The organism is Mycobacterium sp. 1245805.9, from assembly GCF_001672915.1.
Taxonomy (GTDB): domain Bacteria; phylum Actinomycetota; class Actinomycetes; order Mycobacteriales; family Mycobacteriaceae; genus Mycobacterium.
Genome location: NZ_LZKR01000201.1, coordinates 1 through 19,918, shown reverse-complemented (window position 1 = coordinate 19,918; position 19,918 = coordinate 1). Strand labels below are relative to the sequence as shown.

The following is a 19,918-nucleotide window of genomic DNA, read 5'->3' as shown; positions in this document are numbered from 1 at the left end:
AAACGCGACCGCCCCCCGCCCCCCCGCCCCCCCCCCCCGCCGGACCCGCCAGCCCCGCCGCCGGTGGCGGCGCCACCAGCCCCACCCATGCCACCGTTGCCGTAAAGCAAACCGGCGGCACCGCCGCGACCGCCGGCACCGCCGCCAGTGCCCGCACCGCCGGCGCCACCACTCCCGATCAGCCCGCCAGCCCCGCCGGCCCCGCCCCGACCGGCCGCGTCGGTCGCGCCGGCCCCGCCATTACCGAACAGAATCCCGCCAGCCCCGCCGTTGGCTTGTGCCAACGTGCCGCCGGCAACCCCGTCGGCGCCGTTGCCGACCAGGGGTCGTCCCACGAGCGCTTGGGTGGGCGCGTTGACGGTGTTGAGCAGATCCTGACTGATGCTGGCCTCGGCAACTGCGTACTGCCCGGCGCCGGCTTTTAGTAGCGCTAGGAACTGGCCGTGAAAAGCCATCGCCTGAGCGCTGAGTGCCTGATAGGCCTGCGCGTGTGAGCCGAACAGTTCAGCGACAGCCGCCGATACCTCGTCGGCCGCCGCCGCGGCCACGCCTGTCGTAGGCGGCGCCGCGGCCGCGGTGGCCGCTCTAATTGTCGAACCGATGTTCGCCAAATCTGTTGTGGCTGCCGCTATTACGTCGGGCGCCGCGATCACATACGACATTCCATACCTCCGACCGGCACTTCACGACCCGGCGGTCGCCTGGCACGGTCGTCGAGCCTTGTCGAAACGCTGAATAGCGTAGCGCAATCACGGCAGCACAAACGGAGTTTTCATCAATGCGGACAGATGGCCCGGAACGCAAACTTAAGCGTTGTGCTTCAAGGGTTTTCGTGCGCACAATCCGAACGCGCCCGCGATCGCGCGCGGCTCGAGCGACCCGTTCGACCGCATGAGGCATCGCGGCCCGGAAGCATCCGGTGACGTGTTGCGGCTCGGAGTGCTCTACGCCGACGGGCGGCGCGGCGAGACCACCGGCGGCTCACAGCTGCACTTCTCCGAAGGCCGCCATTCACGCGAAGCAGATCAGCCGTAGCCCGCGACGCCGTCGCGCAGGTGCCGGAGCAATTCAATGGCTATTGACTCGCGGTTCCCGCACCGAAGGCGTGCCCACCCCCTGGCGTCGGTGCGCCGAAGCGGTCCCAATCCGTTCCCGAAAACTCGTTAGCTTTGCGAATGTTCCCGAAAGTGTTCCCATCGGGATAGAAAATGGCCCCCGGAGAAGTCTCCGGGAGCCACTTCCGCTAGTAGCGGGGACAGGATTCGAACCTGCGACCTCTGGGTTATGAGCCCAGCGAGCTACCGAGCTGCTCCACCCCGCGTCGGTAAATGACAGGTTACCGAACGCGCGTCGCGGCGGCCAAATCGCGGGTTGACCAGGCCATTCTCAGCGGTGCACGCGGGCGGGCAGGTTGCCGCAGTGCACAAAGTCGCGCACCGGCTGCAGGCCGATCATCAGACGCCCGTCCACCTGCCAGGCCGGCGTCCCGTCTACGCCGCGGTGCCGCGCGACCCACTCGGCCTGCCCGACGGCGGCCACCGCGCTGCCGTCGGCCAGGGCGGAGTGCAGGCGGCCGACGTGGACGCCGGCGGCGAAGGCGTGCCGGTCGATGACCGCCTGGTCGTCGATGTCCTCCCCCAAAACGAAGTGCGCTTCGAACAGCCGGCGGTGCAGTTCGGCGAAGGCGCCGGGCTGGTTGAGCCGCGCCCACTCGGCGGCCGCCAACGCCCGGCGGCTGTGCGGTATCCGCGAGGGCCAGCGCAAGGGCATCCGCACCGCCCGGGCCTGCCGCTCGATGGTCGCGTACCTCGCCCCGTGGCCGTGCCGCATCGGCAGGCCGCCGGGCGGCATGCCCGGGTGCGCCTGGAACGGCAGCAGGACGACGTCGAATCCGGCCTCGGCGAGGATGGCGGTCCGGTGCTGCCCGACGTAGGAGAACGGGCACGCGAAGTCGTACCAGTGCAGCACCGTGCGTTCGTCGTAGTAGGGCTCAGTCATGGTTTCCTCCCTGGCGCGGCGTGGATTCCCGGATAAGCGCTTCGGTGGCCAGGCTGAGCAAGGTGGCGGCGTGCGTGGCGCAGCGCCGCAGATCCGGCTCGAATTCGTTAAGGGTGCGGACGGCGGCGAAGCCGGCCGCGCGGGCCTGGGCACTGGTCAGGGTCGAAACCCCCGCGACGGCGAACGTCGGAACGCCGTGCCGGTGGGCGCATCGGGACACCCCGACGGGCGCCTTGCCGCGCAGCGACTGGACGTCCAGGGATCCCTCCCCCGTCACTACCACCCTGGCGCCCAACAGGTTTCGGTCCAGCTCGATGAGTTCGAGGATCATGTCGATGCCGGGCCGCATGCGTGCGCCCAGCACCGACAGCGCCGCGAACCCGACGCCCCCCGCGGCGCCGGCCCCGGGCCGATTCCGGCAGTCGGTGCCGGTTGCGCGGTCGACGAGGTCGGCCCAGCGGGAAAGACCGCGCTCGAGTGCGGCCACCTGGTCGCCGTGGGCGCCCTTCTGGGGTCCGTACACGATCGCCGCGCCGTGCGGTCCGCACAGCGGGCTGTCCACATCGGCGGCCAGCGTGAAGGTGCTCTCGCCGATGGCCGAATGCAACCCGCTCAGGTCGAGCCGATCGGCCTGCGCCAGCCCGCGGCCCCCGGGCGGGATCGGATTGCCCTGGTGGTCAAGGATTTCGGCGCCGAGCGCGACCAGCATGCCGGCGCCGCCGTCGGTGCTCGCGCTGCCGCCGACGGTGACGACGATGTCGCGGCAGCCTTCGTCCAGCGCGAGGGCGATCACGCTGCCCAGCCCGTAGGTGGTGGCCGTCATCGGCGCGGGCGACCCCGACGGCAGCCGCTGCAGGCCGCAGACGTCGGCCATCTCGATGACCGCCCGCGTGCCGGTCCGGGCGTAGGCGGTGTGCACCCCGGCGCCGGTTGGTCCCGTGACGTAGGCGTGCATGCGCTGGTATCCGGCGGCCAGCACGGCATCGAGGGTGCCCTCGCCGCCGTCGGCGACGGGGCAGGTGATGGTGGTCGCCCTCGGGTCCGCTCGCCACACGCCCTGCGCCATCGCCCGCGCGGCTTGATCCGCGCGCAACGATCCCTTGAACTTGTCGGGCGCCAGGACGATGTGGCCGCCCATCAAACGACCATCCAGCCGAGCCACGGGGTGCTCTGCAGATACACCAGGACACACATCAGGGCCAGCAACAGCAGGCTCCACTTGAACACCTTGCGGAACAAGTCCCCCTCTTTGCCCTTCATCTGCACCGCGGCGGTCGCGATGACCAGGCTCTGCGGCGAGAGCATCTTGCCGATCACGCCGCCCGACGAGTTGGCCGCCGCCAGCAGGGTGGGGCTCAGCCCGGCCGCGTGCGCGGCGCTGACCTGCAGCACCCCGAAGAGCGAGTTAGAGGAGGTGTCCGAACCGGTGACGGTGACCCCGAGCCAGCCGATGATCGGGGCGACGATCCCGAGCAGCCCGCCGGCGCCGGCGATCCACAGGCCCAGCGTGGTGGTTTCGCCGGACAGGTTCAACAGGTACGCGAGCGCCAGCACCAGCCCGACGGTGATTGCGGCGCTGCGCAATTGGATCGCCGCCTGTGCGTACGCCCGCAACGCCTGGCCCACCGACGTGCGCAGCACGAGCATGGTGAGCAGTCCGCTGACGAGAAGCAATGTGCCCGCGGCGGAAAGGAAGTCAAGCTTGTAGGTGGTCAGCGGGGAGGCCTTGTGCGCCGCGTTGGCGACGTGCAGGCCGGGCCAGGCGATGCTGGTGCCACCGTGCTTCAGCAGGGCGGTAAACGGCTTCCACATCGACAGCGAGAAGATCGCGGTGACCATCACGTACGGCGCGTAGGCCAGCAGGACGTCCTTGCGGGAGTCGACCACCTCGTCGCGCACCCCGCTGGCCGCAGGCGCGGTCAGCACTGCCCCATCCAGGCGGCCCGATGCCGCTGTGGCGCTTTCCGTTTCGCGTGTCACCGACACCTCCTCCGGCGCGCCGGTCAGTGGGGCCTTCGGGCGCCACACCCGGAGCAGCAGCACGATGGAGCCGGCGCTGATGATCGATCCGGCGATGTCGGTGAGCTCGACGGAAAAGTAGTTGGAGCACAGGAATTGGACGACCGCGTAGACGCCGCCGCCCATCGCGGCCGCCGGCCAGGCGTGTTTGAGGCCGTTGCGACCGTCGACCATGAAGATCAGGATGAAGGGCACGATGCAGGCCAGGATCGGCGTTTGCCGACCGACCATGGCGCCGAGCGTGTCCAACGGCAGCCCGGTGACCCCGGACAGCGCGACGATCGGAATTCCCAAGGAGGCGAACGCTACCGGCGCGGTGTTGGCCACCAGCGCCACCGAGGCGGCCTTCAGCGGCGAGAAGCGCAGCGCGACCAGCATCAGCGACGTGATGGCCACCGGGGTGCCGAAGCCGGCCAGGCCCTCGATGAGCGCGCCGAAGCAGAACGCGACGATGACGGCCTGGATCCGCTGGTCCGGGGAGATCGACGCCATGGACCTGCACAGCACGTCGCGGTGGCCGGTCTGGACGGTGAGGTTGTAGATCCAGATCGCGTTGAGCACCAACCACATAATGGGAAACATGCCGTAGGCGAACCCGAGGACGGCCGAGTCGGCGACCTGTGCGACCGGCATGTGATAGACGCCCCACGCGATCAGGGCCGCCGTGCCGACGCCGACGGCAGCGGCGATGGGCGCGCGCATCCGAAGGCCGCCGAGCAGGACGAACATGATGACCAACGGCAGCGCGGCGACGGCGGCGCTCCAGCCGAGGGAGTGCGCGACGGGGGTGTAGTCGGGCTGAAACATCTAGAGCACCGCCCCGGGGTTGAGGATGTTCTGCGGATCGAGGGCGCCCTTGATGCGGCGGGTCAGCTCCATCACGTCGGGGCCCACCTGATCCGGCAGCCAGGCCTTCTTGAGCCGGCCCACCCCGTGCTCGCCGGTGATAGTGCCGCCGAGTTCGAGTGCGAGGTGCATGATTTCGCCGAACGCCAGGTGCGCGCGCCGCGACTGGTCGGGGTCGCTCGCGTCGTGCACGATCAGCGGGTGGGTGTTGCCGTCGCCGGCGTGCGCGATGACCGCGCAGATGATGTCGCGCTCCTTGGCGATGGCCTCGATGCCTTCGACCAGCGCGGGTAGCGCCGGCAGTGGCACGCCGACGTCCTCGAGCAGCAGGTCGCCGAGGCGCTCGACGGCCGGGATCGCGAACCGCCGCGCGGCGGTGAACGCCTCGCCCTCTTTCGGGTTGTCGGTGGCGAACACGTCCGTCGCGTTGGCGTGCGCGAAAACCTGTGCGATGAAGGACATTTCGTTCTCGCGATCACCGGGCGAGTCGGACTGGGCGACGAGCATCGCGCGGGCGCCGAGATCCAGGCCCATCCTGAGGTGGCTTTCGACCGCGGCTATCGAGGTGTGGTCCATGAATTCGAGCATCGCGGGCCGCATGACGCGGGTGATGTTGCAGACCGCCTCCGTGGCGTCGCGCACCGAGGAGAACGAGGCCACCACGGTGCTGGCCGGCGGCTGTGGCGGCAGCAGCCGCAGCGTCAGCTCGGTGATGACGCCGAGCGTGCCCTCGCTTCCCACGAACAGCTTGGTCAACGACAGGCCGGCCGAGTCCTTGAGGCGCGGGCCGCCGAGCCGCACCACCGTCCCGTCGGCGAGGACCACCTCGAGCCCGAGAATGTAATCGGTTGTGACGCCGTACTTCACGCAGCACAGCCCGCCGGCGTTGGTCGCGGCGTTGCCGCCGATGGAACAGAATTCGAAGGACGACGGGTCCGGGGGGTACCACAACCCGTGCTCGGCGACCGCCCGTTTGACCTCGGCGTTGGTCAGCCCGGGCTGCACCACCGCCGTGCGCGTCACCGGGTCGACCTCGACGTGGCGCATCAGCTCGGTGGTCAGCACGATTCCGCCGTCGACCGCCGTGGCGCCGCCCGACAAACCGGAACCGGCGCCGCGTGGCACCACCGGAACGCCCGCCGCGGTGGCCCAGCGCATCACCGCCACCACGTCCTCGGTGCTCTTGGCCCGCACCACCGCCAACGGGTGCCCGGCGTCCGGATCTTTGGCCCGGTCTTGTCGATAGCTCTCGATCACGTCCCGGTCGGTGAGCACCGCCACGTTCGGGATGCTGGTCAGCAGGTCGCCGCCGCGTTCGTCCAGTGCCGTCATTGGCGAGTTCCATTTCGTATGTCGGAATTGTTATTTCGCTTTGGCCACCGTGGCATGGCTCACGTTTGACTGTCAAAGGAAACCGGGGTTGTCAGTAGATCCTGCCGCCAACTGCACGGCGGCTGACCGGCCGTCACGCAGAATTCCCCTCCGCGACGGTTGACAACAGGCACGCGGGAGGCCTTCACTGATTCCGTTATCTGATTTTGCTATTTCGTATTGCGGAACAACTATCGGAGGGGAGTGCCGTGTCGCCAGCGACCTACACGGTGAACTGTTCGATCCTGTTCACCGATCTGCCCATGCTCAAGCGGCCGGACGCGGCCCGACGCGCGGGCTTCGAGGCGGTGGAATTCTGGTGGCCGTTCGCCGAGGCGGCGCCCCCGGACGGCGACGTGGAACCGTTCGTCCGCGCCATCCGTGACGCGGGGGTTCAACTGAGCGGGTTGAACTTCGCGGCCGGTGATATGCCCGCCGGCGACCGGGGCATCTTGTCTCACCCCGCGTCGGTCACCGCGTTCCGGGACAGCGTGGACGTCGCCGTCGACATCGCCAAGACCCTGGGCACCCGAGCCTTCAACGCGCTCTACGGAAACCGCGTCGAGGGCCTTTCCCCGGCGGCCCAAGACGACGTGGCTGCCGAGAATCTCGCGTACGCGGCGCAGGCCGCCCAACGCATCGGCGCGACGGTGCTGATCGAGCCGGTCAGCGGCGCGCCCCGCTACCCCGTCAGGACTGTCGCGGACGCGGTCCGGGTCGTCGAGCGGGTGCGCAGCCGGTCGGGGTACGAAAACCTGTGCGTGCTGGCCGATCTCTACCACCTGTACGTCAACGGCGACGATGTGGCCGCCGCGCTGCATGCGCACGCCGGCCGGGTCGGCCACGTCCAGATCGCGGACGCGCCCGGTCGCGGCGAGCCGGGGACCGGCGAGATCGCGCTCGACAAATATGTCGGCATACTGCTCGACCGCGGCTACGACGGGTATATCGGCCTGGAGTACAAGCCCAGCCGGCCCAACACGTTCGACTGGCTGCCACCGGCCGAGCGGGGCCGCGGCGGCCTCAACATCGAATCCCTTGCGGCACATGCGGGAACGAGGAACCAATGAGCACCATCGCTTTCATCGGGTTGGGCATCATGGGCGGCCCGATGGCATGCCACCTGGCCCGGGCCGGCCACACAGTCATCGGCTACAACCGTTCGCCGGGGCGCACCGCCGCACTGGTCGAGGCCGGCGGGGTCGCGGCCGAGTCGATCGGGCAGGCGGTCAAGGACGCCGACGTGGTGGCCGTCATGGTCCCGGACTCCCCCGACGTGCAGGACGTGTTGTCCTCGGAGGGCGGCGTTTTCGCGCACGCGCAGCCCGAAACCCTGGTGATCGACTTCTCCTCGATCCGCCCCGACGTCACCAAGGAGCTGGCGCAGGAGGCGAGGCGGCGGGGCCTGCGCCTGATCGACGCCCCGGTGTCCGGCGGTGAGGCCGGCGCCAAGAACGCGTCGCTGTCGATCATGGTCGGGGCCACCGCGCGCGACTTCGCCGACGCCAAGCCGATCCTCGAGGTCGTCGGCAAGACGATCGTGCACGTGGGCCCCAACGGGGCGGGGCAGACCGTCAAGGCCGCCAATCAACTGATCGTCGCGGGCAACATCGAACTCCTCGCCGAGGCGATCACGTTTCTGCGGGCCTACGGGGTCGACCTCGACGCGGCGGTCACGGTGCTGGGCGGCGGGCTGGCCGGCTCGGCGGTGCTGGATCAGAAGGCGCCGAAGATGTTGGCCCGCGACTTCGAGCCGGGCTTCCGGATCGAGTTGCACCACAAGGACATGGGCATCGTTACCAGCGCGGCCCGCGAGGCCGACGTCGTCATCCCGCTGGGGGCGGTGGTCGCGCAGCTAATTGCGTCCGCGCTCGCCAACGGCGACGGGGGCCTGGATCATTGCGGCCTGCTGCTGGGCGTCGAGCGGTTGTCGGGTCGCGGGGAAAGCTAGCGCCATGCCACGGATGCGCACGGTCGACGCGGCCGTCAGGATTCTCGAGATCGAGGGCGCCACACAGGCTTTCGGCCTGCCCGGCGCGGCGATCAACCCCTTCTATTCGGCGATGCGCGCCCACGGCGGGATCAGGCACGTGCTGGCCCGGCACGTCGAGGCCGCCAGCCACATGGCCGAGGGGTACACCCGCGCCGCGCCCGGCAACATCGGCGTCTGCGTCGGCACCTCCGGCCCGGCGGGCACCGACATGATCACCGGGTTGTATTCGGCCAGCGCGGATTCCATCCCGATCCTGGCGATCACCGGGCAGGCGCCGGTGAACCGGCTGCACAAGGAGGACTTCCAGGCCGTCGACATCGCGGCGATCGCGGCGCCGGTGACCAAGATGGCGATGACGGTGCTGGAGCCCGGGCAGGTGCCCGGCGCGTTCGCCCAGGCGTTTCACCTGATGCGATCGGGGCGGCCCGGGCCGGTGCTGATCGACCTGCCCATCGACGTGCAGCTCGCCGAGATCGACTTCGACCCAACGACTTACGCCCCGCTGCCCGTCTACAAGCCCTGCGCCGGCCCCGCGCAGATCAACAAGGCGCTCGACATGCTGCAGACGGCGCGGCGCCCGCTCATCGTCGCCGGCGGGGGCGTCATCAACGCCGACGCCTGCGACCTGCTCGTCGAGCTCGCCGAGGTGCTCAACGTTCCCGTGGTGCCCACGCTGATGGGCTGGGGCGCGATCCCCGACGACCATCCGCTGGCCGCCGGCATGGTCGGGCTGCAGACCGCGCATCGCTACGGCAACGCCACCATGCTCGAGTCCGATTTCGTGCTCGGGATCGGAAACCGCTGGGCCAACCGCCACACCGGCGGGCTCGACACCTACCGGCGCGGCCGCCGCTTCGTGCACATCGACATCGAGCCCACCCAGATCGGCCGTGTGTTTCCCCCTGACCTCGGCATCGTCTCCGACGCCAAGGCGGCGCTGCAACTGCTGGTGGCGCTCGCGACGGTGCGGGCCGCCGCGGGCACCATGCCGGACTGGAGCGGATGGGTTTCCGGCTGCCAGCATCGCAAGCAGACCCTGCACCGCAAGACCCACTTCGACGACGTTCCGATCAAGCCGCAACGCGTCTACGAGGAGATGAACCGGGCCTTCGGCCGCGACGTCCGCTACGTCACGGCGATCGGGCTCTCGCAGATCGCCGGCGGCCAATTCCTCAACGTGTTCAGGCCCCGGCACTGGATCAACTGCGGCCAGGCCGGCCCGCTCGGCTGGACCGTGCCCGCCGCGCTGGGCGTGGTCGCCGCGGACCCGACCGCCACGGTCGTCGGGTTGTCGGGCGACTACGACTTCCAATTCCTCATCGAGGAACTGGCCGTCGGCGCGCAATTCAACCTGCCGTACGTCCACGTGGTGGTGAACAACTCCTACCTCGGGCTCATCCGGCAGGCCCAGCTGAACTTCGACATGGACTACTGCGTCTCGCTGGCCTTCGACAACATCAATGCCCAGGAAGACGGCGACACCGACCTGCCCAAGGGGTACGGCGTGGACCATCGCAGCGTCGTGGAAGGTCTGGGCTGCAAGGCGATTCAGGTCACCGAGCCGTCCGGCATCGCCCCGGCGCTGGCCCGGGCGCAACAACTCGCGCGCGAACACAAGGTCCCCGTCGTCGTCGAGGTCTTCCTGGAACGGGTCACCAACATCGCGATGGGCACCGAGATCGACAACGTCACCGAATACAACGAGCTCGCGACGCTGCCCGCCGACTGACCGCGGCGGTGCTTGCTGTCGGCGCCAATTCCGTGATACGAAAAAGCGCAGGCAGGATGACGGGCCCTCGGGGCTGGATCGGAAGCGGTGATGGCTCGCGAAGCTGCACGTACGGGCGGCGTTCAGTCGGTGGAGCGGGCGTTCGAGCTGCTGGAGATCCTGGCGACGATGGGCGGGTCGGCCGCGCTCGGCGACCTCGCGGCGCGTTCGGACCTGCCGGCGCCGACGATCCATCGGCTCGCGCGCACCCTAGTGGGCATGGGTTACCTGCGGCAACTGCCCAACCGGCATTATTCGCTGGGGCCCAAGCTGATCCGGCTCGGCGAGAGCGCGGCACAGCTCGTCGGCACCTGGTCTCGGCCGCATCTGCTCGAGCTGGTGGAGCGCACCGGTGAGACGGCGAACATGGCGCTGATGGACAACGACATGGCCGTCTACGTCGCTCAAGTGCCCTCGCCGCACTCGATGCGGATGTTCACCGAGGTGGGCCGCCGCGTCTACCCGCATTGCACCGGTGTCGGCAAGGCGCTGCTGATGCAGCTGCCCAACGACGCGGTGCGCGCCCTGGTGGCGCGGACCGGGATGCCCGCCGCGACCGAGAACTCCCACACCACCCCCAAGGAGCTGCTCCGCGACATCGAGTTGTGCCGGTCGCGCGGCTACGCCGTCGACGAGGGCGAGCAGGAGGTGGGTGTGCGGTGTTTCGCCGTGCCGGTGCCCGACGCGCCGTCGTTGACCGCGATCTCGATCTCGGGCCCCGCGGCGCGCGTCACGCTGAAATCCGCCACCGAGGTCACTCCCCTGCTCAAGCGCGTCGCCCGCGACATCGCCTCGGAGTTCGACAAGGAGGCGGCCGGGTAGGCCTCAGAGCTCGCTTGGACACCGGCGGGGTGTATCGGACGGGGAACCTGCGGGGGGCACGGAGGTCGCTGCCGCGCGCATGCGGTGCATCACCTCGCCGAGGAAACGTACGCGCAGTCGTCGCGGCAGCAGTGCCATCGAGGTTGCGAGCAGCCGCGCACGGACACCCGGAATAACGCTGGCGCGCTTGCCCAATGCGGCGATAACGGCTTTGGCGACCACCTCTGGCCTGGCGGCCGAACCGTACTTCAGGCCCGCCCGGGCCTCGAAGCCGGTGTGTACCGGTCCGGCCTCCACCGCCAACACGTGGATTCCCCGGGTCTTCAGCTCTTGATGCAAGCCTTCGGCGAGGACACGCACGTACGCCTTGGTTGCGGCATAGCAGCTGACCCACGGGACGCCCTGCCGGCCAAGGATCGATCCCACCAGCACGATGCCGCCATGGCCATTGTTCACCATCCGCTGCGCAAAAGTATGGGCGAGGCGAGTCACCACGGTCACGTTGAGACAGACCATTTCCAGCTCGGGCGTCACCGCCGCATCAGCGAATGGCCCACTAGTCGCAAAGCCTGCCGAAAGGATGACGAGGCCGATATCGAGATGGCGTGTCTCTTGCACGAGTTGGTCGACTCCGCCTGGTTGTACAAGGTCGGCGGTGACGACTCGGATCTGTACCCCGTGTGCCGTTGCGAGGTCGGCAGCGATCGTCTCGAGCCGATCGAGGCGCCGCGCGCACAGGACGACGTTCACGCCCTGGGCGGCAATCTCGGCGGCCACCGCTTTACCGATCCCGTCGCTTGCCCCCGTGACGAGCGCCCACGGGCCATATCGGCTACGAAACCGTTGAGAGCGACGATTGTCGCGCGACCGAATTCGCTGTGTGGGCACCAATACTGGACCTTTCCCATCCGAGACTGGCTTGATCAATCGCGCAGGCGCCACGCAGCCGATGAACATCGGCTGGTCCTCGGCGGCGCGATCGGCTGCGTACAGTCTGTGTCTCGCAGGGCTGTCCGAACATGCGGCTTCGTGCCGTCCATCCCACAAAAGCTGACATGATCCGCCTTTGTGGGCAGCATCGTCGTCTGATGGCCGGAGGACCGAAATCCCTTTGGGTGCAGGTGCTATAGGAATCCCGCGCCGGCCGTCGCCCGACAACCCGAAGTCGGATCCGCGTTACACGAATTGGCGTGCGAACTTGGCACTGCCAGAAGCGTCCGGCGCAAATGGCGAACCGACCTGCTCGCGGAAGTGCGGACTTCAGCGTGACGCGGACGGACCGGTGTGATCAGACCGGAGGCCGCCGGGTAGGCCTCAGTGCGACGGCGGGTTCAGCCCGTAGCGCCGCCTGATGTCGTCCATCCACTCCGGGTTGCCGTACGTCAGCCCGTATTTGTTTGCCAATTCAGCGAATTCGGGCAGCTCGTGTAGGACCTTGCCGACGGGGTCGTTCGCGTGTTCGACGAGCAGCTCGCCGAGCTCGCGGAAGTAGTTCTCGAAGCCGCCGGGGGTGATGATCTCGATAATGCGGCCGGGCTCGCTGCCGGCGTTCCACATGGCGTGCATCTGCCCGCGCGGCTTGGTGATGTAGCCGCCGGGCCCTAGCACCACCTCACTGTCGTCGGAGCGGAAGCCGATCTCGCCCGCCAGCACGATCGAGTGCTCGTCCTCGCGGGTGTGCCGGTGGGCGGCGGTGAGCACGCCGACTTCGAACGGGTGCTCGACGATGGACACTTCGCCCCCGTTGGTCTTGCAGGAAAGCTTGAACACCGCGCCGAAACCGGGCAGGGCCACGTAATCGCCCTCCCCGGGCTGGACGACCGTGACCCCGGTTTCACCCGCACCGGCCATGTGACCCACCTCCCGGACCTGTTATACCGGTTTTCGACTTGCCTAGCCACACCGCTTTTTTCGCGGGCCGTCACCCGGAGAACGCCGGCACGGTGATGCCGACCGCGGCGTTTTCGTCCGGCGTCGCGAGCCGGTAGCCGTACCGCCCCGCGACCTCGACGAAGCGCGCCACCTCTCGGGCGGTCGGCGGCGGCGAGCCCACCGGCCGCCCTACCTCGCGAAAAAACCTGCCCATGCGCGCTGTCGTGATGATCAGGTCGATGGCGGGTTCTGGTGAGACGTTGCGGTGCGCGTGAGGAACATCGCCCGGCACCCGGACATAATCTCCGGCGCGGGCATCGCACCATTCCATGCCGCCGCCGCTTTCGACAAGCACCTGGTGGCTGCCTGCCAGGATGTAGAAGTCCTCGAAGTCGTCGTGCCGGTGCAGCGGGACCACCACCCCGGGCGGGATGACCGCGCGCATGACGCAGAACTGATCTTCGTCCGGCGGAGTCATGAATTCCACGACGGGTCCGAAGACTTCCAACACTTCCGCACTGTTGGGTGGTGTCACGTTGTCCTCACGCTATTCAGGCCCGGGGGTTCATCGGACGGCGGCCAGGCCGGTCGTTGTCTCGTCTTGAGGTGGCCAGAGCGGCTCGGGCACGTCGACGATGGCCACCTCTCCACCGTTGCGTCGGCTGTGTCTACCTCGCCCGGCTGCACGACCGTCACCGGGATCGGATTCGCCTGACTGCCGACCTTCCGCTTACTGCACCGTTGCGATTTCCGACTTCAGCAGCCACGCCTCTTTTTCCAGGGCGTCAATGATCCCGTGCAACAGGTCGGCGGTCGAGGGGTCCGCGGCGTCGACGTCGTCGTGCACGGCGCGGATCGTGCTCACGGCGGCATAGATCCGGTTGGTGATCATGTTGACCGTGTCGGTGACGCCGAGCAGGCCCGGCGGGATGGCGGGCACCGTCGTTGTGGAAACGACCGTGTCCGAGCGGCCGTCGGGTACGGCGTCCAGAGCGCGCATTCGTTCGGCGATCGTGTCGCTGGCTTCGCGCGCGGCATCGACGATGCCGTCCAGCTGGAGATGGAGGTCGCGGAAGTTGGTGCCCACGACATTCCAGTGCGCCTGCTTGGCCTGCAGGTGCAACTCGATCAAGTCGACGAGCACCCGCTGGAGGTCGTCCAACAAGCTGGCCGGCGCGTGGAACAGCCGGACCTCGTCGGCGTCACGCCGGTTCGTGGACAGTGATGTTGTCATGTCGATCCCTTTCTCATCCGACCGCGGCCAGGCGGGTCGTCGTCTCGTCTTGCGGCGGCCACAGCGGCTCGGGCACCTCGACGCCGAACGGGGCGTCCCAGTGGTTGCGGGACGAAACCTCGTGCACGGGACGTCGATTGGCGGCCACGCCCCACTTGCCTAGCGGGTAGCCGAGCGTCAGCATGGCCGACATCTTCCAGCCTTCCTCGACCGGCACGCCGAGCATCTCGTTGACCTTGTCCCGGAAGTTGTTGAGCACCATCGTCATGACGCCGCCGACGCCCTCGGCCCGGGCGGCGAGCAGGGCGCTCCAGATCGCGGGGTAGATGTTGGCGCCGCCGAGATCGTCGATCGAGAAGACGAAGAGCAGCAGGGGAACCTCGTCGAAGTGGTCAGCCAGGTAGTTGCCGGAACCCTTGATCCTGCGCATCGTCTCGGCGTGGGCGGTGAGGTCGGCGCCGGGCCCCGGAACGACCATCGGTCCCTGCCCCGTGCTGAACTTCTCGTACTCGAGGGCGCGGGCCTGCCGGAACAGTTCGCCGAACTCGTGGATGAGTTTCGGGTCGTCGACGGCGACAAAGTGCCAGCGTTGGGTGTTGCCGCCGTTGGGCGCCCGGACGGCCGCATCGAGGATGCGGGCCTGCACGTCCAGCGGAACCGGGTCCGGCCGCAACCGCCGCATCATCCTGGTCGTGTACAGCGCCTCGTGAATCTCCATTGTCCTGCTCCCTTCCGTTACTCGGGCCAATTGCTGTTGAGAACGAAGTCGACCATGTTTCCCGGCTTGAACGTGGGGTCGAAGTGCGCCAGCACGTCGGCGTTCATGGTCCCGAAGGTCGTGTCGGGGCGGTGCTTCATGCCGTCGTTGAAGGCCGCCAGGATGCGGTTCTTGAAGTCCGGGCGGGGATGGGCGGCGGTCACCGCGTCGACCGCGTCCGGGTCCAGGGTCTCCAGCCCGACGCCGACCACGTCGGTCTTGACACCGGCTGCCAGCAAGGCGGTTTCGGGGTCGAGGCGCGCGGGAACCTCGGGCGTCGAGTGCAGTGCGATGCCGAGCCACACCTTGTCGGCGTCGGACCGTGCGACGCCACGCTCGAGCAGGAAGTCGCGGGCCGCGTCGGCGCCGTCCATCTCGAAGCGCTGCGTCGACGCCCCGTAGCGCGCGGTGAGGCCCAGGTCGTGGAACATCGCAGCCACGTACAGCAGCTCCGGGTCCGGTGCCAAGCCGAGCCGGAGCCCGTGCAGCGCGCCGAACAGGAACACCCGCCGGGAATGGTGGAAGAGCACGTCGTCTTCGGCGGCGCGGACGAAGTCGGTGGCGTCCCGGACGAGTGCGGTGTCGGGGATGACGATGCCGGCGATGGTCTCGATGGACTGGATTGCCATGGTCGCTGCTCCTTCGTGGGCTAGCTCCATCCTCCGGCGCCGCGCGGCGATTCACCGGTGCCGTTCGCGCCGTCTTTCCCACAGAATCCGACGTCGGGGTGCCCTTATCCCGCTGCGTAGAGGCGCTTTCGCGGTTTGGCGATCATCTGCGCCATCGTCGACGGATGGAACAACTCGGCGGGTTTGCTGACCATGTTCATCATCCGCAGGAATTTCTGGACGATCACCGGCTCGGTCTCCGCGGCGGACAGCACGCGGTCCAAGAAGGCGTTGCGCAGCCGCACGGACACGGTTCGATTCCCGGCTATTTGCGGCAGCGCCAGGTCAGAAGCCACGGCGGCCCGCCATGCCACGCCAATCTCTTTGGCGGCCTGGCCGAAGAACCGCCGCGGCAGGCCTTGTTCGCCTTCCTCAAGACAGTCACGCAGGATCAGCGCCTCGATGGCGGCCACCGACATTCCCTGTCCGTAAAGGGGATTGAAGTTGCACATGGCGTCGCCCAGCACGATCAGGCCGCCGGGCATGCGCTCCAGCTTGTCGTAGCGTCGCCACCGATTGGAGGGGAACTTGTAGTGCGCGACATCGGTGAGTGGTTCGGCGGACCGCGCGGCGGCCAGGGCATGCGGGGGCGCGACGTCGGTCAGGCTGTTGAGCAGAGCCACGCGATCGGTGGGCGTCGGCCGCCCGGCCATCGTTTGCACGGCGAGCACGTAGGTGTCGTCTTCACCCCCGAACATCGCGAATGCGACGGGACGGCCGGGCTCGGCCGCGTTGATAATGAAGTTCTCCCACATCGTGCCCGGCGCTACATAGACCCACATGCTGGCGTACGTGACGTGCACCGTCAATTTGTCTTCGCGCGGAGGCCGATAGCCGAGTTGCTCCAAAAAAAGCGGCGTCCTCGAGCCACGCCCGGTGGTGTCCACGACAAGGTCGGCCGTGAGGGTCCGTTCGGCCCCGGAGTCGCGCGGAGCCAGCACCACGCCGGTCACGCGCGCGCGCTGCGCGGTCGAGGTCAGCCGCACGACGTCGTGGGCATCCAGGAATGTCACGTTGGGAATGCCACGCACGCGGCGACGCAAATTCCACTCGAGAAATGGCCGGTGGGCGTGGTGGATAACGATGGACTCGGGGTCGGGGATCTTGCCGGAACGAAGCAGCGGATGACCGGCGAAGGTCAAGTAGAGCCGGGACAGGTCGCCGTCGCTCCAGACGCGCGCGCCGCCGGCCACGAGCTCGTCGAGGAAGCCGGGGAACAACTGGTCCATGATCCCTGCCGCCCGAGTCGGCAGGGCGTGAGGTTGAGCGCCCTGGGGCACTCCGCGACGGGTCTGCGGCCCGTCCGGGAGGACGTCGCGTTCGACCACGGTCACGGTGTCGTAGAAGTCGGCGAGTACCCGCGCGGCGAGCAGCCCGCCGACGCTGGCCCCGAGAACTATTGCGCTGCCTTTGGATTCGGACGCGTTTGTCGACAAGCTATCTCCTGTGATCGACGTTGAGAGATCGGTGACGTGGCGATGCACCCGCGTAGGCGGGCGCATCGGAATCAGATAGAAGTGGCGCCTATTCGGGCCAGGTGTTGCCCAGGATGATGTCGACGAAGTTGTCGCGCACGAACGCCGGGTCGAAATGCGCCAACACGTCGTCGTTGACCGTGCCGAACGTGCTGTGCGGGCGGTGCTTCATGCCGTCGTTGAAGGCCGCCAGGATTCGGTTCTTGAAGTCCGGCCGGGGATGGGCGGCGGTGACGGCGGCGAGCGCGTCGGGCGACAGGTCGTCGCGGCCGATGCCCAGGACGTCGGTTTCGACACCCGCTGTGACCAAGGCGATTTCGGGTTCGAGGAACTCGGGGATGCCGGGCGTGGTGTGCAGGGCGATGCCCAGCCACACCTTGCGGGCGTCCGCTTCGTCGACGCCGTGCTGCAGCAGGAAATCGCGCGCCGCGTTGGCGCTGTCCACCTCGAAGCGCAGGGTGGAGGTGCGGTAGCGCTCGGTCAGGCCGAGGTCGTGAAACATCGCGCCGGCGTAGAGCAGTTCGAGGTCCGGTTGCAGCCCCCGGCGGCGGCCCTGCAGCGCGCCGAACAGGAAGACCCGGCGGGAATGGTCGAAGAGCAGATCGTCTTCGGCGTCGCGAATGTACTCGGTGATGTCGCGCACCAGCGGGGTGTCCGGGACGACGATGTCGGCGATGGTTTCCATCGACTGAGTAAACATGCGACCAGTGTGCGGGCGCGAGGCTCGGCCCACCCATGGCAATTGAGCCGTCTTTACCCCAGATTGCGACAATGAGTCGGTGACGGAAGCCGGTGTGCGCCCGCGGGTGGTGGTCATCGTCGTCTTCGACGACGTGACGATGCTGGACGTCGCGGGGGCGGGTGAGGTGTTCGCCGAGGCCAACCGGTTCGGCGCCGACTATCAGCTCAAGATCGCGTCGGTGGACGGCCGGGACGTCACGACCTCGATCGGGACGCGCTTGGGTGTCACCGACGCGCTTTCGTCGATCGAGTCGGCTGACACCGTGATGGTGGCCGGCAGCGACGACCTGCCGCGGCGGGCGATCGACCCCGAGCTCGTCGAGGCGATCAAATCAGTCGCGAGCAGGACCCGGCGCCTGGCCTCGATTTGCACGGGCTCGTTCATCCTGGCGCAGGCCGGCCTGCTCAACGGTCGGCGCGCCACCACGCATTGGCATGACACCCGGTTGTTCGCCCGGGCCTTTCCCGACGTCGCCGTCGAGCCGGACGCGCTTTTCGTCCGCGACGGCGAGGTCTTCACCTCGGCCGGGGTGTCGTCGGGGATCGACCTGGCGCTGGCGCTCGTCGAAATGGATCACGGCACCGAGCTGGTCCGCGACGTGGCGCGGTGGCTGGTCGTCTATCTCAAGCGGGCGGGCGGTCAATCGCAATTCTCGACGCTGGTCGAGGCCGAGCCCCCGCCACAGTCCCCGCTGCGCAAGGTCACCGAGGCGATCGCGGCCGACCCGGCCGCCCACCACAGCGTGAAAACGCTTGCCGCGCAAGCCTCCCTGAGCACGCGGCAGCTGACTCGCCTGTTCCAATCCGAACTCGGCACGACGCCGGCCCGCTACGTCGAAATGGTGCGCATCGACGCCGCCCGCGCCGCGCTCGCCGCCGGCCGCAGCGTCGCCGACACGGCCCGGGTCGCCGGGTTCGGCAGCGCCGAAACCCTCCGGCGCGTGTTCGTCGACAACCTCGGCGTCTCGCCGAAGGCCTACCGGGACAGATTCCGGACCGCGTCCCGCGGCTGAGCGACGGCGGCATACTGTTCCGCCATGCACATTGATGTGATGGCGGTCCCGCAACGGCTGGACCGGGTCGGTGACCTGGCCCGCCGCACCCACGCCGCGGGGTTCTCCGGCCTGCTGCTGACCGAGACCGGCCGCACGCCCTACCTCAACGCCGCCGTCGCCTCGCAGGCCGCGCCCGGCCTGGAGCTGTCGACCGGGGTCGCGGTGGCCTTCCCGCGCAGCCCGTTCATCACCGCGGCCACCGCGTGGGAGCTTCAGGAGGCGACCGGCGGGAAGTTCCGGCTCGGCCTCGGCACCCAGGTGCGCACGCACGTCGTCCGGCGCTACGGCATGGCCTTCGAGCGCCCCGGCCCGCGGCTGCGCGACTACGTGCTCGCCGTGAAGTCGTGCTTCGCCGCGTTCCGGACGGGCAAGCTCGACCACCACGGCGAGTTCTACGATCTCGACTTCATCAGCCCGCAGTGGAGCGCCGGGCCGATCGACGCTCCGGACCCGAAAGTCGATGTGGCGGCGGTGAATCCGTGGATGCTGCGGATGGCCGGCGAAGTGGCCGACGGCGTGCACGTCCACCCGCTCGGGGAGCCGGGCTATCTCGCCCGTCACGTGGTGCCCAACGTCGCGGACGGGGCGGCGAAGGCGGGGCGCTCGCCGTCGGACATCGCGGTGATCGTGCCGGTGATGACGATCGTCGGCGACACCGACGAGGAGCGCGACAACGAACGAGAGTCGGTGCGTGCCAGCATGTCCTTTTACGGCAGCACCCCCAACTACGCGTTCATCTGGGACGAGGCCGGGTTCGAGGGGACGACGGCGCGCATCCGCGAGAAGCAGAAGGCCGGGGACTTCGCCGGGATGGCGGCCCAGATCAGCGACGAGCACATCGCCGCCTTCGCCACCGAGTCGACGTGGGACGGCCTGGCCGACGCGCTGCGGAAGAAGTACGGCGGGATCGCGACGCGGTTGGTGTTCTACAACGCGCAGGGGCCCCAGGAGCGTTTCGAGCGCTACGGCGAGGTCGCCCGTCGGCTGCAGACCACTTAGCGCCGCGAACGTGCGGAGAATGCCGCGGTTTACGGCGTGTCGCCGTACAGACACGCACACTCGCGGGCGATTGAGGCGAGTTACTTGGTGGCGTTGTACTTGTTGATCGCGTCGTCCAGCCGCTGCAGCGCGGCGCCATAGGCGGCGAAATCGCCCTTCTTCTGGGCGTCTTTCGCCGCGCCGATCGCGGCCTGGATCTCCTGCAGGGCGGCCGCCTTGGCCGCCGACAGCGTCGTCGAACCGTCCGGCGACGGCGGCACCGCGGTGGGCGGCGGCGGACCCGGGGGCGCGGCCGGGACC

General features: G+C 68.6%; 21 protein-coding genes and 1 tRNA gene. 7 read left to right on the top strand and 15 right to left on the bottom strand.

Annotation, left to right across the window (positions count from 1 at the left end):
- The coding region (locus A9X00_RS25690; RefSeq protein WP_156772298.1) for a PE family protein at nucleotides 1-662 on the bottom strand (662 nt) is incomplete at its 3' end.
- Between the two features lie 151 nt (nucleotides 663-813).
- On the opposite strand from A9X00_RS25690, the gene A9X00_RS25685 reads away from it, so the two are divergent.
- Complete coding sequence (locus tag A9X00_RS25685) at nucleotides 814-1,035, top strand: hypothetical protein (RefSeq protein ID WP_067159990.1); 222 nt, start codon at nucleotides 814-816, stop codon at nucleotides 1,033-1,035.
- 212 nt (nucleotides 1,036-1,247) lie between these two features.
- On the opposite strand, the gene A9X00_RS25680 is transcribed toward A9X00_RS25685, so the two are convergent.
- The 5 genes from A9X00_RS25680 to A9X00_RS25660 form a co-directional block, all read right to left on the bottom strand.
- A tRNA-Met gene (locus A9X00_RS25680) sits at nucleotides 1,248-1,321 on the bottom strand.
- Nucleotides 1,322-1,386: 65 nt separating this feature from the next.
- Complete coding sequence (locus A9X00_RS25675) at nucleotides 1,387-1,998, bottom strand: DsbA family protein (RefSeq protein ID WP_067159987.1); 612 nt, start codon at nucleotides 1,996-1,998, stop codon at nucleotides 1,387-1,389.
- Nucleotides 1,991-3,136 (bottom strand): glycerate kinase, encoded by a 1,146-nt coding sequence (locus A9X00_RS25670; protein ID WP_067159984.1) that lies wholly within the window; start codon nucleotides 3,134-3,136, stop codon nucleotides 1,991-1,993. The genes A9X00_RS25675 and A9X00_RS25670 overlap by 8 nt, the downstream gene beginning before the upstream one ends.
- A complete protein-coding gene (locus A9X00_RS25665) occupies nucleotides 3,136-4,824 on the bottom strand; it encodes an L-lactate permease (RefSeq protein ID WP_067159981.1) in 1,689 nt (562 codons plus the stop codon). The genes A9X00_RS25670 and A9X00_RS25665 overlap by 1 nt, the downstream gene beginning before the upstream one ends.
- The gene (locus A9X00_RS25660) at nucleotides 4,825-6,195 is read right to left on the bottom strand and encodes an FAD-binding oxidoreductase (protein WP_067159979.1); all 1,371 of its coding nucleotides are present in this window, start codon (nucleotides 6,193-6,195) and stop codon (nucleotides 4,825-4,827) included.
- 248 nt (nucleotides 6,196-6,443) lie between these two features.
- Here A9X00_RS25660 and A9X00_RS25655 point away from each other — a divergent pair, with 248 nt between their 5' ends.
- The 4 genes from A9X00_RS25655 (at nucleotide 6,444) to A9X00_RS25640 (ending at nucleotide 10,817) form a co-directional block, all read left to right on the top strand.
- Nucleotides 6,444-7,304, top strand: coding sequence for a hydroxypyruvate isomerase family protein (locus A9X00_RS25655; protein WP_156772297.1), 861 nt, complete (start codon nucleotides 6,444-6,446; stop codon nucleotides 7,302-7,304).
- Nucleotides 7,301-8,185 carry a 2-hydroxy-3-oxopropionate reductase gene (locus A9X00_RS25650; RefSeq protein WP_067159976.1) on the top strand — a complete coding sequence of 295 codons (885 nt, stop codon included), beginning with the start codon at nucleotides 7,301-7,303 and terminating at the stop codon, nucleotides 8,183-8,185. The genes A9X00_RS25655 and A9X00_RS25650 overlap by 4 nt, the downstream gene beginning before the upstream one ends.
- 4 nt (nucleotides 8,186-8,189) lie before the next feature.
- Nucleotides 8,190-9,956 (top strand): glyoxylate carboligase, encoded by a 1,767-nt coding sequence (gcl, locus tag A9X00_RS25645; RefSeq protein ID WP_067159975.1) that lies wholly within the window; start codon nucleotides 8,190-8,192, stop codon nucleotides 9,954-9,956.
- Between the two features lie 90 nt (nucleotides 9,957-10,046).
- Nucleotides 10,047-10,817 (top strand): IclR family transcriptional regulator, encoded by a 771-nt coding sequence (locus tag A9X00_RS25640; RefSeq protein ID WP_067159972.1) that lies wholly within the window; start codon nucleotides 10,047-10,049, stop codon nucleotides 10,815-10,817.
- 3 nt (nucleotides 10,818-10,820) lie between these two features.
- Here the strand turns inward: A9X00_RS25640 and A9X00_RS25635 are convergent, their stop codons facing one another.
- The 8 genes from A9X00_RS25635 to A9X00_RS25600 all read right to left on the bottom strand — a co-directional run bounded on the left by A9X00_RS25635 (nucleotide 10,821) and on the right by A9X00_RS25600 (nucleotide 17,523).
- Nucleotides 10,821-11,774, bottom strand: a complete 954-nt coding sequence (locus A9X00_RS25635; protein ID WP_082975512.1) for an SDR family oxidoreductase — start codon at nucleotides 11,772-11,774, stop codon at nucleotides 10,821-10,823.
- Between the two features lie 357 nt (nucleotides 11,775-12,131).
- Nucleotides 12,132-12,668 carry a cupin domain-containing protein gene (locus A9X00_RS25630; protein WP_066935958.1) on the bottom strand — a complete coding sequence of 179 codons (537 nt, stop codon included), beginning with the start codon at nucleotides 12,666-12,668 and terminating at the stop codon, nucleotides 12,132-12,134.
- A 70-nt stretch (nucleotides 12,669-12,738) separates the two neighbouring features.
- Nucleotides 12,739-13,200: a cupin domain-containing protein gene (locus A9X00_RS25625; RefSeq protein ID WP_232006933.1), complete on the bottom strand. Its 462-nt coding sequence runs from the start codon at nucleotides 13,198-13,200 to the stop codon at nucleotides 12,739-12,741.
- Between the two features lie 219 nt (nucleotides 13,201-13,419).
- Nucleotides 13,420-13,923, bottom strand: coding sequence for a Dps family protein (locus tag A9X00_RS25620; protein WP_082975511.1), 504 nt, complete (start codon nucleotides 13,921-13,923; stop codon nucleotides 13,420-13,422).
- Nucleotides 13,924-13,936: 13 nt separating this feature from the next.
- A complete protein-coding gene (locus tag A9X00_RS25615; RefSeq protein WP_067159970.1) occupies nucleotides 13,937-14,641 on the bottom strand; it encodes a nitroreductase family protein in 705 nt (234 codons plus the stop codon).
- Nucleotides 14,642-14,658: 17 nt separating this feature from the next.
- Nucleotides 14,659-15,309 carry an HD domain-containing protein gene (locus tag A9X00_RS25610; RefSeq protein ID WP_067159996.1) on the bottom strand — a complete coding sequence of 217 codons (651 nt, stop codon included), beginning with the start codon at nucleotides 15,307-15,309 and terminating at the stop codon, nucleotides 14,659-14,661.
- 104 nt (nucleotides 15,310-15,413) lie between these two features.
- Nucleotides 15,414-16,784 carry an NAD(P)/FAD-dependent oxidoreductase gene (locus tag A9X00_RS25605; RefSeq protein ID WP_067159966.1) on the bottom strand — a complete coding sequence of 457 codons (1,371 nt, stop codon included), beginning with the start codon at nucleotides 16,782-16,784 and terminating at the stop codon, nucleotides 15,414-15,416.
- An 88-nt stretch (nucleotides 16,785-16,872) separates the two neighbouring features.
- On the bottom strand, nucleotides 16,873-17,523 hold the full coding sequence (locus tag A9X00_RS25600; protein WP_067159964.1) for an HD domain-containing protein: 651 nt from the start codon (nucleotides 17,521-17,523) through the stop codon (nucleotides 16,873-16,875).
- A 106-nt stretch (nucleotides 17,524-17,629) separates the two neighbouring features.
- On the opposite strand from A9X00_RS25600, the gene A9X00_RS25595 reads away from it, so the two are divergent.
- Both A9X00_RS25595 and A9X00_RS25590 read left to right on the top strand, forming a co-directional pair.
- Nucleotides 17,630-18,577: a GlxA family transcriptional regulator gene (locus tag A9X00_RS25595; protein WP_067159992.1), complete on the top strand. Its 948-nt coding sequence runs from the start codon at nucleotides 17,630-17,632 to the stop codon at nucleotides 18,575-18,577.
- Nucleotides 18,578-18,601: 24 nt separating this feature from the next.
- Complete coding sequence (locus tag A9X00_RS25590) at nucleotides 18,602-19,618, top strand: TIGR03617 family F420-dependent LLM class oxidoreductase (RefSeq protein WP_067159960.1); 1,017 nt, start codon at nucleotides 18,602-18,604, stop codon at nucleotides 19,616-19,618.
- 80 nt (nucleotides 19,619-19,698) lie between these two features.
- On the opposite strand, the gene A9X00_RS25585 is transcribed toward A9X00_RS25590, so the two are convergent.
- Nucleotides 19,699-19,918, bottom strand: a 220-nt coding sequence (locus tag A9X00_RS25585) for a hypothetical protein (protein WP_156772295.1), incomplete at its 5' end; no start/stop codon positions are given.

Bases quoted from the DNA above. Each gene is read 5' to 3' on its own strand.
- gcl (WP_067159975.1), top strand. From the start codon at position 8,190: ATGCCACGGATGCGCACGGTCGACGCGGCCGTCAGGATTCTCGAGATC.
- A9X00_RS25640 (WP_067159972.1), top strand. From the start codon at position 10,047: ATGGCTCGCGAAGCTGCACGTACGGGCGGCGTTCAGTCGGTGGAGCGG.
- A9X00_RS25610 (WP_067159996.1), bottom strand. From the start codon at position 15,309: ATGGCAATCCAGTCCATCGAGACCATCGCCGGCATCGTCATCCCCGAC.
- A9X00_RS25650 (WP_067159976.1), top strand. From the start codon at position 7,301: ATGAGCACCATCGCTTTCATCGGGTTGGGCATCATGGGCGGCCCGATG.
- A9X00_RS25615 (WP_067159970.1), bottom strand. From the start codon at position 14,641: ATGGAGATTCACGAGGCGCTGTACACGACCAGGATGATGCGGCGGTTG.
- A9X00_RS25635 (WP_082975512.1), bottom strand. From the start codon at position 11,774: ATGTTCATCGGCTGCGTGGCGCCTGCGCGATTGATCAAGCCAGTCTCG.
- A9X00_RS25590 (WP_067159960.1), top strand. From the start codon at position 18,602: ATGCACATTGATGTGATGGCGGTCCCGCAACGGCTGGACCGGGTCGGT.
- A9X00_RS25630 (WP_066935958.1), bottom strand. From the start codon at position 12,668: ATGGCCGGTGCGGGTGAAACCGGGGTCACGGTCGTCCAGCCCGGGGAG.
- A9X00_RS25600 (WP_067159964.1), bottom strand. From the start codon at position 17,523: ATGTTTACTCAGTCGATGGAAACCATCGCCGACATCGTCGTCCCGGAC.
- A9X00_RS25675 (WP_067159987.1), bottom strand. From the start codon at position 1,998: ATGACTGAGCCCTACTACGACGAACGCACGGTGCTGCACTGGTACGAC.
- A9X00_RS25660 (WP_067159979.1), bottom strand. From the start codon at position 6,195: ATGACGGCACTGGACGAACGCGGCGGCGACCTGCTGACCAGCATCCCG.
- A9X00_RS25670 (WP_067159984.1), bottom strand. From the start codon at position 3,136: ATGGGCGGCCACATCGTCCTGGCGCCCGACAAGTTCAAGGGATCGTTG.
- A9X00_RS25665 (WP_067159981.1), bottom strand. From the start codon at position 4,824: ATGTTTCAGCCCGACTACACCCCCGTCGCGCACTCCCTCGGCTGGAGC.
- A9X00_RS25620 (WP_082975511.1), bottom strand. From the start codon at position 13,923: ATGACAACATCACTGTCCACGAACCGGCGTGACGCCGACGAGGTCCGG.